Here is a 13,227-nt window from a genome sequence, read left to right on the forward strand (position 1 = left end):
TTCAGACCCCCACTGCGATGTTAACGTTGCGAAGGCCGACTTCGCGCGATGAAAAATGCCAGCGCTGGCGATCTACCGGGACATCATTGACGAACTCACCGCGCCCACCCTCTTCAACCAGGGTCCGTGCGAAAGCCGGAGTGCGCCATGCCGGAGCGGTTATCAGAGCAATAGCGTCTTCGGAGCTTTCCGCCACAACAACCTTGGCTCCTGGCGGTGCTGAAAGAGGGCAGCATTTCCGACCAAAATAAAGGGTGAAGAAAGGCTTGTTCAGTGCATTGGCAATTTCGTCCAGATTCTCGCCCCGCACAGCGACCCCATAAAAAACCCCGCCCCGGTAATCCCGAAGAGTGATCATCGTATTGAGGTTTCCTTCAGCTTCAATAAGAGCTTCCGGCCGGGAATTGGGGGCTTTCGACGCGACTGTCGGCACCGTCTGAACGGTATGAAAATCCCGCAGGGGAGATCCGGAGTCGAAAATAGCAACATCGATTTTGAGAGCGTCAAGGATGGAGAAATCTCCATCCCGACGAATTCCCAGGGCCGCCCCCATCATGCCGATAAGCCCGGAGCGTGTAGGGAACAAAAGTGTTCCCCGGCGCTCATGCCCAGCCAGTTCGCCCATGGATGCGAGTGAGGCGGCCAGACTGAATACGAGGAACTGTTCCATTAGCCCCCCCGAACAGCGGAGCCGACGAAGGCAACGATATCTTCGAGAGTGCCGCTCTGACCAACATGGAGAACGCAGGACTTGTCGCAGGATTTGCCATAGGCGGCTTCAATGTCCTCACGAGTTTTCTCAAGGGCCAGGACGGATTTCTCCATCAGGGGCTTTGCAGTTACTGCATCGAAGAATGCACCTGACAGGTCACGCGGCGCCTGCTCGCCGCATTCAGCCAGGATGTAGTGGGCGCGGGGATGGTTGGCAAAGGAGTTCTGCTTACCTGACGGAGTAACCTGAGACAGACCGCGGACCAGGGCTTCAATCCCTCGGGCGGCCAATTCTTTGTTGCCGTCCAGGTTTTTCTCAAGCAGGTCGAGGTTAACGCAAACATATTCATAGTAGACGCCGGAACCGAATTCAGCTTCCCCGATATGGCCGGCACCGGTCTCTCCAGCTTCCTGATTAAGATCGTCGACAGCGGAGAAATAGTCCTCTTCCGACTGCGCGCGATGCGTCGTGATAGCATGAGAGACCTGTACGGCGGCCTCGCGGTTATAGCCAGAATCATCTGCCAGCATACGACCAAACATAGCGATATCGATGGCACCATCTGCCCGGCGAAGAACAGTTTTCTTGAGTTCTTTGTCCGTCGGAAGAGGATCACCATTAGCCACTGCTTCAGCGAGTTGGGTTGCATAAGCCCACTCGTCCGGAGAAATAAACGCCAGCGTCGTAAGCACTTTGCCATCCCCGGAGCGGGGGGTGGATTCCAGCTTCCCGAAGACAGAAGCAACCTTTTCCGCTACCTGGCGGGCTTTTTCCTCGGTGGCACCCTGGGCCACAAGGTGTGCGGTCAGTTTTTCGGGCAGCCGTTTCGTACGGGTGCCCATATGTTCCGCCAGATCGAGCGCAAAGCGTGAGCAACCACGAAGAGCACGCTTAATGGACTGAGAGGACATACGCAGACGGGGGGCACCCCCGACCATAGCCTGTTTCGGGCGACCCTGATCGTCACGGTTTGGGTTGGACGGGCCAAAGCTGGTGAGGAGGTGGAACTGAACGAATTTTGTCATGACAATTAGCTTTCGATGTCTTTGGATGTGTCTGTTTCAGAGGTCGCATTGGAATGGCCGAAATAATCGAAGCACCAACGCGATTTTGTTTGCTCATTCCAATAAAGGATGTCGCCCGCAAGCTGGCGAACATTGCAGCGTCTCCCGGACGCAATGATCGCACGACGAATGTAATCAATGGCCGTGTCATCATCCGCTCGCATAAGGCGCTCGAACCGTGCGGGAGAAAGCTTTTTGTCTCCGGCACCAATGATGCTGGCAAGAGATCGTCCGTCATTCTCGCGAACTTCGGCCAGAATGGTCACCAGCCGATAGATAAGGTCCGAGCGGTACGGACCAAATCGGAGAGATTTGGCCAGGTCGTGCACTTCAGGCTCACACAGGACTTTCGTCTGTGAACCGCGACGCAAGCGTGCCCCAAGAGCACGGGCGCGAGATTTGGTGTCGCGCGGGTGGATGTTAGCCTTCCACCACTCAAGCGCGATTTCGGCCTTTGGTTTTTCATCTTTGCTCACGCTTTTGACGCCTTCTTTGACTTTTTGGTGACGGGTTCAGAAAGCCCCAGAGCTGAGAAAATCGCCTTCCCCGGCTTGCTGTAACCATTCAGCGCCATACTAAGGAAGCGGCGGGCAGTAACCACCGCCTCAACCCTGCCGGCCCTCCTGAGGCTGACGCCGGGCAGCCCAACCGCATCGAATTGCTTCAGGGCCTGCGCGCGAAGCACTTTCAGCCAGGATTCTTCGATATTGACGGGGTATGGAGTGTTCTGGGAACGGCTTCGATCAAGGATAAGAGCGAAGGACTCACGAAAACGAGCCTCTGTCTCAAGGTAGAATTCTGACTTCTGAACTGCTCTTGCCTCACCCGCGCCAAGAACGGGGCGCAAAGATGAAATCAGGGCATCAGCAACACCTCCCGCTGCGCTAACCAACGCAGTGAGGTCGCCAATTTCCTTATCCGAATAAGCGCTGAGCCTCTGCTGAGAAAAAACAAAATCCAGCGGCTTAGCATTATCTACAGCCCATCCGCCCACAATGACAGAACCACCGCCACCCCGCTCTGCCAGCCACACACGCAGGTTTAGTGCCAGCTCAGTCAGATCATTGTCTGTGCGACGGACAATCACACCCAGCCAGTTACGGTAGCCAAAGCGCCCGACAGTCGGGTGCTTGGGACGCCATTCCTCGTCTACCTTGAGACGATAATACGGACTCAAAGGGTGCTTCCACCCAGAATACTTTGTCCCGTAGTTCTTCTGAATGACGCCAATAACATGGGCACCATTGGAAACGAGGCGCAAACGCCTCGGCATTCCAAAAAACGCTTCCACGTCAAAATCCCGCCCCTTAGGCGGCAGACGAACCTGCCCCTTCTCTGACGTCTCGGTCGGGCGCATCCACGGAAGAGCTTCAATATCTGAAGGCTCTCCGCAAGGCACATTGGCCCACACAAGATCCCAGAGTTCACGCTCAGGATTCACGAGCGTGATAAGCGGGCCACCGCCACGCATTGACGTCCGGTTCCCCGCGCCACCAGAGGCAGCCTGAGACTGCAAGGTGTAGATCCCCATCGCCGCTTCAGCAAAAGGAAGGCGGTCATAGCGAAAGCGATGAACCATGACATCCGCATTATTGCGGATGGTCTGCGCACCTGCGCTATCAAGGAACAGAATATCCGGCGCCTTCTGATCTCCATCCAAAGGTTCAAGATCCTGCAAAAAGCGAGGCCCGTCCCCAAAGAGATTAAAAGCGCCCGCATAAGCCTCCAGCTTCGCACGCAATCGCTTGGGATCTGCAGCTCTCCGGGCATACCAGTCGGTTGCGTCGCGGGGAGGATCAGCGAGGAAAATCAGACCAATCAGAAACTCGTAGCAGGCAAGATTAAGGTCAGCACGAGGCCAATCAGGGCTCACAACACCCTTCTCGGCCATCTGCCATGGAGCGATAACCCGCCGCTCACCAGAGGCGCAGCGCACAGGTATCCATGGCGTTGTTATCAGGTTGAAGTTCAAAAGGCTTTCCCTCGGATGAACCGAAAAGTCGAGTGGAGTGTCATTCGATTTTCTTGTTGTTATTCCTTGCCATATATCGGCGAGAAGAATTAACGTCAACGCAGAAGATTGATTTTTCCAGGGTTAAATTTAAGTTTTATCCTTTAGACCAAATTAACCTTGTTCGCGAAAGGAAGCCTGTTACCCGTCTACTCGCATAAGCCTTCACCAACCGCGACAGAGCGAGCCAAATGCCTAAAAAGAACAAACGGAAAAATGCGAGCGTCCGAATAAATCGACAAAGGGCGCTAAAGCTGCTGGACATCGTTGACACGAGTATTCGATGGGCATCAGTTTCTATGGTCGATAAGGATCGCTATTACGCAGCAGGGAATGCTATGTGGTCATTAGCCTATATGATTTCCGGAGACCGATCACAGGCGGATCGTCTTGAGCGCAAAGCCCAGGAACACTATGCGCAGTATGTCAGCAGGCTCGAAGCCAACCACAAAGAGGAAGCGGATCAGCTTGCCTCAAGACAGAAAAACAACGAAGAGAAATAAAAGTGTCTGATGTGAAATTTGATTACTGTGAAGTAAAATTTTCGCCCCCCCCCGATTCCAATTTAGATTTATCGGGGAAGCATTCTCCTGATTCGATTAACGTCCGCCTCACTGAACACAGTTCCGCCGCCCTTGCTCGTTATGTCTCCCTTATGGATCACAGGCATATAGATGCTGAGGCAAGTATGTTAGAGATTTCTGGCCTAACGACAGGCAGCGTTCTTGCTGCATTGCCTGCCTCCGGAATTAAGATCGAACTCCTTCAGAAGTTGTCTTTAGATATCTCGCACGCCGCGCGATCCGGCCTGTTAATCGCACGCTTGATCCACGATAAGCCTAAAAAAGATTTCCGGATTTGTTTGAATCCTCGGCCCTTTGGACCACTAATCTTCACTTGCAGCCCCAGAAAAATTGACTTGCAGGCATTCCTGGGAATTGATCCAGAAATACCAGAATATGAATTCACTCTTCCTGCAGAGGATATTATTAGTCGGGTAGCCGCCGTACCTCTGAAATCGATGCAAGAAGCTCCGCGCTCTGCCCGACAAATGCTCGTGGCAGCCCTAGACGCGGCTTTCAGGTCCACTTACAGCACTGTCCATGGCGCACCGGCCTTAAAGATCGACATAACATCCTGAAGTGGAGCCTCAAACATGGATTTTGCTGTCCTATGGCAAGACTGTGTTGCCAAAGCACCTGAAACAGATTTTTTGACCCTTTGCCTGGATGAAGTGCCTCTGGAAAGCGCCGCCTTCCAAGACTTTCTCCCCATCCTCAGAAGGATGAGGCTAATCTTCCACGTATCGCTGCAGATGCGCCGCAAACTTGAAAATCTTGGCCTGCACCCAGAGATATCAGACTCACCATACCACTTCGATTTCAGCTTCCTCATGCAAGCCATGGCAAGCGTCGGACTGCCTCATAAACTACTAAATCAAAACGCGATCATTCTGCCCGCAGGCTGCATAACCTCGCATCCTTACGTGCCTGAGCGGCTCTTCATTAGACCTAATTCAGGCATGAAATCCTTCCCCGGACAAGTCATAAACAAGGCAGAATTTGCTGTTTTTCAGAACACTTATCGGGTCGACAACGCTGAGAACTGTGTGATCGCGCCCACAGCGCCCCTCCATAGCGAAACACGATGCTTTGCCATGCCAGGCGCCCGGAACCCGCTGCTGGGTCTTTCGCCTTACCAGCATGAAGATACCCCCGACCCGTCGGCGCAGCCTATTACAGATTCCGAAGCATCCGAGGCGATTAAGGCCATTTCTTCTTATCAGTTTTGGCCGGATGCCATTGTCGTTGATTTATGTCGGTCTGAAGGGAGTGTTCGTATTGTCGAGGTCAACTCAGTATCGACATCAGGAACATATCTTTGTGGAGGCATTACTAAAGAGATAGCTCGGAATTTATAGTGTAGATCACCGCGTTGACTTGGTCATGATCCCCCCTTCAAATTTAATCTCCTCAAGTTCTGAGTGAGACATTATGTCGATTATGAAGGCAGGAGAAGATGCCTTATGAGACGTCAAATTCGCTTTTGCAATCTCCCTCGTTTTATACCCGCGCCGCAACACTTTAACCCACGGGATACCGGGCGTATCAGGAACCAGAGCAGAGACTTCGCAAATAGCAAATTCTTCAAACTCCCCACAATTCGCGCCCAAGCGGATGCTCTCACCTTGCCCCACCCAGACGCGATCAAGAGAAAACGGGGCCTCTTGGAGAGAAGGGTCATGCCCATGGGTCATGTGTTTTAGATAATCGGCAATACCATGCTTCGGAATCACGTGTACCGTTGCAACCATCCAGACTGTTCCTTAAACACCATAAGATCGACTTTGCTCGTGATTACATCAGCTATTCAAGCAAGGCTACTTTGGCTTTTATGAAAACCTTGTAAGGAATGTTTTTCCTTGTCATTAAAGATTAACAATGGATTCAAGGTTAATTGCCATTCTCTGGATGACGTGGCGGATCTTTCCAACGACCTCCGAGAGCAAGCGGCGGCCGCGGCCCGGCTCGTCATCGCCAAAGAAGTGCTGCAACGCGCCGTAAGACTTGTCGATCAAAAAGTCCTTGCGCGCTGCCAACCCTATCCTACGCTAACATCTAAGGTGAGCGACGATGTCACCACTCTCGCAAAAGCTGCGCAGAACTGCCGACAGACACTTGCCCTCGTGGAGCAGGCGAGAAGCACGGCTCGCATCGATATGCCCTTTCAACTCACAGCTCTTCCTCAGATGCTCGATGATCTGATTGGCATTGCCTCAGGTCTCGTTATCGACACCCCCCTAAACGGAGCGGAATCATCACCTCTGAGGCATGCGATTTGCTCCACGAGCTCAGATATACTGGAAGCCTCCAGATCTCGACACAGGCTACCGGCACTGGATGTGGAAGCCGAACTGTGGGTCTTCAGGGAGGTCTGTCCAGCAGGCTGCAAATATTACGCCATCCTGCATGCCGACAATAGCGACCTTTTCAGTGCTCTTTCGAGCCACCCATCCCTAATCCCGATGCCCTACTGGAGCGGCTCTGACGCCCCAGACAATATCACCCGCGAGGATTGGCTTTCCAGAGGTGAACTCTGGAAGCGTCTGCTGGGACAAGCGGGAATCCCTGCTCAGAATTGCACTTCCTTCCAGATCTGCGGGGACTACGGCCTTTCTCTTTTTTCTGAGAATGGTGCCCTGTCAGAACCTGCGATACTCTCTTATCTTCCCGAGGTGGATGTGTCTGTGGAGGCGCGGGCCGAGTATTGGGCACGCCGGCAATGGAGTGATAGACGTTTCCGTGTTCTCACTGAGAACACGGACGCACAAACCCCGTTTTCTCTGGTTTCCCAGATAATAGACGAAGCCAAGAAGGCGGATGTATCTCTGGAAAAGAGTCAAATAGCTGCAGTGCTGCCAAAGATCACGGCAGATAGTTTGGCATCTTTGCCCCTTAAACCCACAACTCGCTAGGGTGTCATGCCCAAGTGGATAGCTTCTTCTGGCCCATTCGCTGCGGGATGTAGCTCAGCCAGAATATACTCCAGGGCGATAATATCGTCAGGCTCTCTCTCCATGTGCCTGATAATAGCTGCGGATCTTAATTCTATGTCGCTGATTTGCTTTCCGGTTCGAGGTTGGCTCATAGGGAGCCACGCCTCATCCCCGGTGGCCTCTCGCATTAGCCTGCAATAACGGTCGTAATCAGGTCGTTCTCCAACCCTTAAAACCGAGTTATCCGTCGCTATCCGTATCTCCTCAAATTCCTGAACTTCATTCGCTGAAAGATGGCGCTTCGCACGCAACTCATTTGCGCGATCCATTAGTTCTTGCGCCTCCAACGGCATTGTGGACAGGAATCCCTTCAGCTCCTCTCCCCATCCCCATTGCGGAGCCTCAAAGATGGCTTTTGGAGTTTCGCCCTTTGGAATAGCCTCGCATGGCGAGGGGTAAACAGTGTAGCAGTCACCCCCCCCTGAATGTGAATGCCTCCCCCCTCACCATTTTAGGGGCAGCCAAGGGAGAGGATGAAGACAGTAGACCGAAGATCAGGAATGTTTCATTGCCCGGCGCACATGGCATGGCGCATCTTTCGGCTATTACCTGGCCCACAAGAACACCCGACGGGATGTCTGATGCGTTCACAGGTCCGCGCCATACGGGTCTTAGCATCCATTGATGTATGTCTATGTTGCTTGTTTCCCCTTTGATAGAGGGGATCTTTCGGGTGATTTCCTCCGCGCTCCCAAACCGAACGAGACCCGCGTCATAATGATAGACAACATCAAATTGACTACGGTTCTCCATTTGCCCGGCCGGCTGCTGCAGAACCCCACAGGCAACGCTAAACCTTGCGTCCCTATCCACCGAGCCGCCCCTGTGAGATGCGTGCCTCTGTGTTGTTTGGTGCCCTGTCCAGTCTTGAACAAATAATTGCAGCCTCTTCATAGCGCTCTCCTTCGACAGCACACTGTAGGAGTTGAGCTTGCAAGTGACCATGGATTTCCAGAAGCGCCGAAACCACCACTCTTCAGTGCGGGCAGAAGGTCAAGAATCAACTATGCCGCACAACAAACGACCATCCAACCCTCTCTTTTCAATCTCATGCTGCGCATTTTGAAGGAAGTTCTGCCACCCTGGAAGCGCCGAGCGGGCGGGATAAAGGGTCCGCGATACGGTCACTATAGCATCTTCGCCCATTCGCGAAAAATCGAGTGATCCGAGAGCACGATCAATTCCGGGGAAGTCGCCTCCTGAAAGATGATCTCCCAAATCGATTATGAGGACCTTGATCTGGGAGAGATCGAGAGACCCGACCCCGCTTTCTGCTATGGCTTTCCATTCAGGCATCAAATCAACATTCTCATTCGCTTGCTGCTTTACAAAAAGAGGCATCAGGCATCTTCCACTCCGTTGGCTGAATGGAAGGCTGGCCATCCTCATTTTGATCCCAGCACAACCCATCACTCCAGCACGAGGGTTCCCTGTCGCCTGCAACATAGTGCCAGCCGCTTGTGTCCTCGCCATTCGCCGTCAGCAGTCCCCCGCGCCATAAGACCAGGTTCTTTTCGCCATACCCCGGTATCCTGACCTGGATTTTGGTTCCATCGCATGGCGCGGTCCCAATCGGCCTCCACCCATCGCTCATCCAGTCATCCCTTTGCATGCCCCTCAGACAGACGCTGTGCATGCACACCCCTCATGAATCAGAGGCGGAAGCAATCATCTTAAGGATCATGGACTTCATCATCCCTCCAGATGCGCTCCCGAATTGAGACATGGGAGGTAGGGCTTCAATCTCTTTGCGTAGGCGGGTGCGCTCGGCTTCGATCGCCGCTTTGATTTCAGATGCCGTATCTTGTTGATCTGATGCCATGTGTTCAAAAACTCCAGTTAACGGTTAAGAAAAACATCGAGCAGATCTTCATTCTCCTCTCTGTCGGGGAACTTATGGCGCGCTCCCGCCAGATATGAGAGAGAACTGTCGATACAGGCCCAATCCCGGTCCAAAGCTTCACAAGCTGCGGCCGTCGTCAATGACCCGGCCATAGGGTCCACCACAAAATCCCCCGGATCGGTCGCCAGTTTAACGCAATGCCGAGCCAAGGCCTCTGGCATAATTGCCGGATGTTGAGGAAGTCCCTCCGCCTTGAGCGCTTTACGGTAAGCTTTCGGCCCGGCACTGCCACCAGCAGAGAACAGCACCGGCGCGATAGACCCTCCGTTGTCGCGCGAAAAACCGGTCGCTGACATCCGATGGCCACCGGGCCGCAGCCCTCCTTTGTGATAAGTTTCTGTGGGCGGCTTTTTATAATCCTGAAGCACGTTGCGATTGTTCGCTTTGGCAAAAGGATTTTCCGAAATCCAGAGCACCGGCTCTACGGAGGGCTTAAGCCTGATGCGCTGCTGCGCAACCCACCGGAACGGCGAGGCAAGCCGCGACGTATTGTGCCAGTAGAGAGTATCGAGAACTCGGAAACGTGTCTCTGTCACAAGGCGCATGCGTAATTTGGTGAGATGCTCCTGCTTTACCGGCAGTCCGGGCGCGTATGTCTCTGCGACATTGAGCATCATCGATCCGGTCTCGGTCATCTTCGGCGCGAAACCATTGATCATGTCCATCATGAAGGCGACCCAGTTTTCTTCGTCCAGATCGCCATTCACATACTTCTTCATCGCTCCGGGATACGGAGGGCTGGTAAAAAGCAGATCAATCGCCCTGTCTTCAAAATGCCCGACAGCAGTTTCCAGCTTCCCCCAAAGTGCGTGGCCGTGAGGGGTTTCAAAGATCGTGACAAGAAGCCCCTCAGAGGCATTATTCAGACGGTCATGACCGATATCGGTCAGAGTCCACAGGCCGCGCTCCGGGGAGGAAATTAACCCTTTGCGGGTAGCCGTCTGACGCATCCATCGCACGTTACGCTCAAACACATTGTGCTGCTTACCTGTTCGATCAGCCTTCGTCTTCTGATTCCGTTCAGCATCGGTCAGTCCAAGTTCCCGTGCAATGTCATCATATACAATGGAAGGCCTTCCCTCCCCTCCGGCCTTAGCCAATGCGGAAATCAATGGGAGAAGAAGCTGTTTTCTTGTTACGGGCATAATAAACCATAAAATTCAGAATTATCTTTGCGGATTATAGGATAAATTGAACGGAAAGGATAGTTTTGAAACGGGTTATCTTTTTATCAATTCCGCTGGAAAGGCTGCCCCCACCGATCCCTTCATGAAATTTTCTCTTCAGACTTGCATGCGCTTGAGGCTAAAAACTTGCAGGCGTGGACGATCATCAGGGTCCAAGGCAGAGACACAGTCCCCTCTTCTTTGAACGCAGCCAGCCTGCAAGGCTAAGGGCCGAGGCGGCCAGAACTCGACCACCCCCCCTGATCAGGACGTTTCCCCTTAGGCTCCCTCTCAGGGCGGAGGTGTTGCCCTGAGCCTCGTTACGGTGCAGGGGATTCCGGTTCTGCCGATGGGGCCTTCTCAGGATCTTCTATCATATCTTCGAGGTCCCCAGGCTCAATCGTGTCGTCCTCACAGGACCACCCGCCACGAAACCAGCTCAGCACGTACCATTTGGTGCCATCACCTGGAACGGGTCGATCCAGTTGCACAGTGCGGTCATCAAATGTCTTAAAAACCTGGCCGCATTCAAGCTCATTCCGGCGCTCATACCAGTCCGGTCGGGGCGTTCCATTTCCCATTCCGTTCTGATCGAAAGACCAGACATCAGCTACGTCAGAAGTATCCGGCCGGAAGCGGATGCCGAAAGAGCCTTTCACTGTATCGCCATCGCCGTTGGGTAGGAACACCGTCCTGCCAAACTCATTGCCTCCGCTTTCCCATCCTGATGCACCTTCAGGGGCGACACCGAAGCGAAAATTATCGTACACCCAGTCTGCCGCGTCTTTCCTATCATCATCGAGATCAGGCAACACACCAATAGCAACGTAAGCATCCAGTGCTTCCTGAGTGTGCAGGCTTGAGGTTTTGCGCACGGCCTTCTCAATTTGCTCTTTGGTCATTGGCTTATGACCACCGCTATCGCTCATAACGAACCTCTCCTGTGTCTGGTTGTGCCGGGAATGATAGCGTGTTCGCGTGCAAGCCACCTCGGTCCTTCAGGCTTCAGACTTGCGCGTCGTATCCAAAACAGGAACAGACGTCGCAGGAAATCTCCCCACCAGCATCCTCAATATCATGTCCGGCATGCTATCCCCCTTTACGGTGCCAGCAGATCCTGTCGTGACAAGGATTACCTTGTAGCCATTCTTGATTAGGTCGATAGCCGCATCGGCCTGTTCGTGTGAATCAATATCATCAAGAATGAACAGATCTGGATCAGCTCTCTGGGAGATTTTGGCCGCCCTGGCCCACTCATCGGGGGAATTGGTCATTTGGAGAACAAGAGCCCAGTCCTCGCCTCCTTTCTCAGCCGCCTGAGCCAGTTCCTCCAGAATGTCTTTTCTGGAAACACTTGAAACCACATTGACGCTTATCCTGCGTTTGCGCGGCTTTCCCTTTTTGTTAGACACAGCCCACAACTCCGCCAGGCAAAATGCCATTGGCAGGCGGCCAGAGCCTTTCCTGCCCGTCACAATAAGAGGAGTTCCGACAGAGTTGAACGCTTGCGAAGCTTTCACAAAAGCCCTGTCAGCGCGCGTAAATGAAATGCCTGGCTTCTCTTCCACGATATGCCCTTCAGACCAGAAAGGGAGAACCTCTTCTAACCCTCTCACGGCGCTGCTAGTGAACCCGCCACAAGGGTAACAATCGAATATCCAAATTTTTAGGGTTTTTGTTGTTTGCAACGGAAAGCGCTATTGTTAGCCGCAGTCAAATCCAGTTTAAGGCCCGTCAAGTGGACAGTTTTTCTCGCCGGTCATTACATAAGACTATCTCTTTCGCCCAGAGCAGTGGCGAACTGTCCGAGATATGGCAGCACGCGAACTGCCGCTCGTTTGAAATCATGCCCGATGATGAGCGCCCTGGGATGGTCTATATCACCGAGATGCCTCCATACGACCGGTATGGCATCATTCTGACAACCGCAGCCGGTGAAAAGGATGACTATCGTGACCTCCCGGATGAAATCAGAGGGGCTTGGAAAGCCGATCCCAATGGCTACGAGCAGATCATCAGGAACAGGCTCTCAGACGCCGCATACAGCCTGAGAGCGTCGCACCCATTTCGCCACTATCTTTCAACACGTAGCCGCCCAATGACGCCAGAAGAGGCTGTCGACGCCATTTCAGAGGCATTCGACACGAACAGGGTGTATCAGCCTGCTATCATGCCGCTGAAGCTCAATTACGAAGATCTCCAGGCCGTGGCTGCGAAACGCAATGCCGCTTCAAAAGATCATGCAGAACAAACAATCTCTGAATATCAGGCATCCATATCTGAAGACATTCCCGCTCTTTTCCGAGGTCTCCGAAACCCTCTTGGACCACTTCCCAAGGACTGCAGGGATAAACTGCTTTCCTTCTACAACTCTCCGTCTTTGGAGAATTGGGATAATGTCGCACGCCTGATCATTTCCAGTGGGCGGCACAACACTCCCTGGGGCATCTGGACTTCTGTTGACCCTGCAGCGCCGCGCAGCCTCAACATGAATGGTGACTGGCCCAGAACGCCGGATCGGGACACGTTCATCAAAATCCTCGAAGTGGCGTCTACGGACCCCAAGCTGTCTGCCGCGGTAAAAACAGTCAGCGCTGACGACATCCTCAAGGAAAAACTGGCAGCCGAAAACGCATTGCGGAGCAACATGGGGCTTCCCGTTCTGACTGAGGTAGAGGTCGAGGAGGCGTTCGCAGAAACCGATCATGAGCCGGCCCCGGAAAACGATAGCGCCCCAACGCCTTAATTCCGAAAGCCAGTAATTACCAATACACAGATTTATCCTTGTTTTTTGTTTACGCGGAACGCGTCATGG

15 protein-coding genes are annotated in these 13,227 nt (G+C 53.2%); 5 read left to right on the forward strand and 10 right to left on the reverse strand.

The features are described from left to right. Position 1: 1 nt before the first annotated feature. The 4 genes from cas5e to casA are packed head-to-tail and all read right to left on the reverse strand — an operon-like array spanning position 2 to position 3,748. Positions 2-670: a type I-E CRISPR-associated protein Cas5/CasD gene (cas5e, locus tag AD930_RS11490; protein ID WP_061506366.1), complete on the reverse strand. Its 669-nt coding sequence runs from the start codon at positions 668-670 to the stop codon at positions 2-4. Beyond that, positions 670-1,737 (reverse strand): type I-E CRISPR-associated protein Cas7/Cse4/CasC, encoded by a 1,068-nt coding sequence (gene cas7e, locus AD930_RS11495; protein ID WP_061506367.1) that lies wholly within the window; start codon positions 1,735-1,737, stop codon positions 670-672. Before cas7e ends, cas5e begins: the two co-directional genes overlap by 1 nt. A 5-nt stretch (positions 1,738-1,742) precedes the next feature. Beyond that, a complete protein-coding gene (gene casB, locus AD930_RS11500) occupies positions 1,743-2,252 on the reverse strand; it encodes a type I-E CRISPR-associated protein Cse2/CasB (protein ID WP_061506368.1) in 510 nt (169 codons plus the stop codon). Further along, on the reverse strand, positions 2,249-3,748 hold the full coding sequence (casA, locus tag AD930_RS11505) for a type I-E CRISPR-associated protein Cse1/CasA (protein WP_167375184.1): 1,500 nt from the start codon (positions 3,746-3,748) through the stop codon (positions 2,249-2,251). Before casA ends, casB begins: the two co-directional genes overlap by 4 nt. A 230-nt stretch (positions 3,749-3,978) precedes the next feature. Here casA and AD930_RS11510 point away from each other — a divergent pair, with 230 nt between their 5' ends. The 3 genes from AD930_RS11510 to AD930_RS11520 are packed head-to-tail and all read left to right on the forward strand — an operon-like array spanning position 3,979 to position 5,708. After that, on the forward strand, positions 3,979-4,290 hold the full coding sequence (locus AD930_RS11510) for a hypothetical protein (protein ID WP_061506370.1): 312 nt from the start codon (positions 3,979-3,981) through the stop codon (positions 4,288-4,290). A 2-nt stretch (positions 4,291-4,292) separates the two neighbouring features. Next, positions 4,293-4,928: a hypothetical protein gene (locus AD930_RS11515; RefSeq protein ID WP_061506371.1), complete on the forward strand. Its 636-nt coding sequence runs from the start codon at positions 4,293-4,295 to the stop codon at positions 4,926-4,928. A gap of 15 nt (positions 4,929-4,943) precedes the next feature. Next, positions 4,944-5,708 carry an ATP-grasp domain-containing protein gene (locus AD930_RS11520; protein ID WP_061506372.1) on the forward strand — a complete coding sequence of 255 codons (765 nt, stop codon included), beginning with the start codon at positions 4,944-4,946 and terminating at the stop codon, positions 5,706-5,708. A gap of 6 nt (positions 5,709-5,714) precedes the next feature. Here the strand turns inward: AD930_RS11520 and AD930_RS11525 are convergent, their stop codons facing one another. Then, positions 5,715-6,101, reverse strand: a complete 387-nt coding sequence (locus AD930_RS11525; protein ID WP_061506373.1) for a hypothetical protein — start codon at positions 6,099-6,101, stop codon at positions 5,715-5,717. Positions 6,102-6,209: 108 nt separating this feature from the next. On the opposite strand from AD930_RS11525, the gene AD930_RS11530 reads away from it, so the two are divergent. Beyond that, positions 6,210-7,262 carry a hypothetical protein gene (locus tag AD930_RS11530; protein WP_061506374.1) on the forward strand — a complete coding sequence of 351 codons (1,053 nt, stop codon included), beginning with the start codon at positions 6,210-6,212 and terminating at the stop codon, positions 7,260-7,262. A 1,074-nt stretch (positions 7,263-8,336) separates the two neighbouring features. Here the strand turns inward: AD930_RS11530 and AD930_RS11545 are convergent. From AD930_RS11545 to AD930_RS11565, 5 genes are all read right to left on the reverse strand, one after another. Next, the gene (locus tag AD930_RS11545; protein ID WP_156477020.1) at positions 8,337-8,684 is read right to left on the reverse strand and encodes a hypothetical protein; all 348 of its coding nucleotides are present in this window, start codon (positions 8,682-8,684) and stop codon (positions 8,337-8,339) included. Between the two features lie 304 nt (positions 8,685-8,988). Further along, positions 8,989-9,165 carry a hypothetical protein gene (locus AD930_RS17885; protein WP_156477022.1) on the reverse strand — a complete coding sequence of 59 codons (177 nt, stop codon included), beginning with the start codon at positions 9,163-9,165 and terminating at the stop codon, positions 8,989-8,991. Between the two features lie 17 nt (positions 9,166-9,182). Continuing rightward, positions 9,183-10,391, reverse strand: a complete 1,209-nt coding sequence (locus AD930_RS11555; protein ID WP_082781854.1) for a site-specific DNA-methyltransferase — start codon at positions 10,389-10,391, stop codon at positions 9,183-9,185. 341 nt (positions 10,392-10,732) lie between these two features. Next, a complete protein-coding gene (locus tag AD930_RS11560; protein ID WP_061506380.1) occupies positions 10,733-11,341 on the reverse strand; it encodes a hypothetical protein in 609 nt (202 codons plus the stop codon). Between the two features lie 69 nt (positions 11,342-11,410). Then, the gene (locus AD930_RS11565; RefSeq protein ID WP_156477023.1) at positions 11,411-11,980 is read right to left on the reverse strand and encodes a hypothetical protein; all 570 of its coding nucleotides are present in this window, start codon (positions 11,978-11,980) and stop codon (positions 11,411-11,413) included. Between the two features lie 170 nt (positions 11,981-12,150). On the opposite strand from AD930_RS11565, the gene AD930_RS11570 reads away from it, so the two are divergent. Further along, positions 12,151-13,158: a hypothetical protein gene (locus tag AD930_RS11570; RefSeq protein WP_156477025.1), complete on the forward strand. Its 1,008-nt coding sequence runs from the start codon at positions 12,151-12,153 to the stop codon at positions 13,156-13,158. Positions 13,159-13,227: the final 69 nt, after the last annotated feature.

This window comes from Acetobacter malorum (assembly GCF_001580615.1).
GTDB lineage: Bacteria > Pseudomonadota > Alphaproteobacteria > Acetobacterales > Acetobacteraceae > Acetobacter > Acetobacter malorum.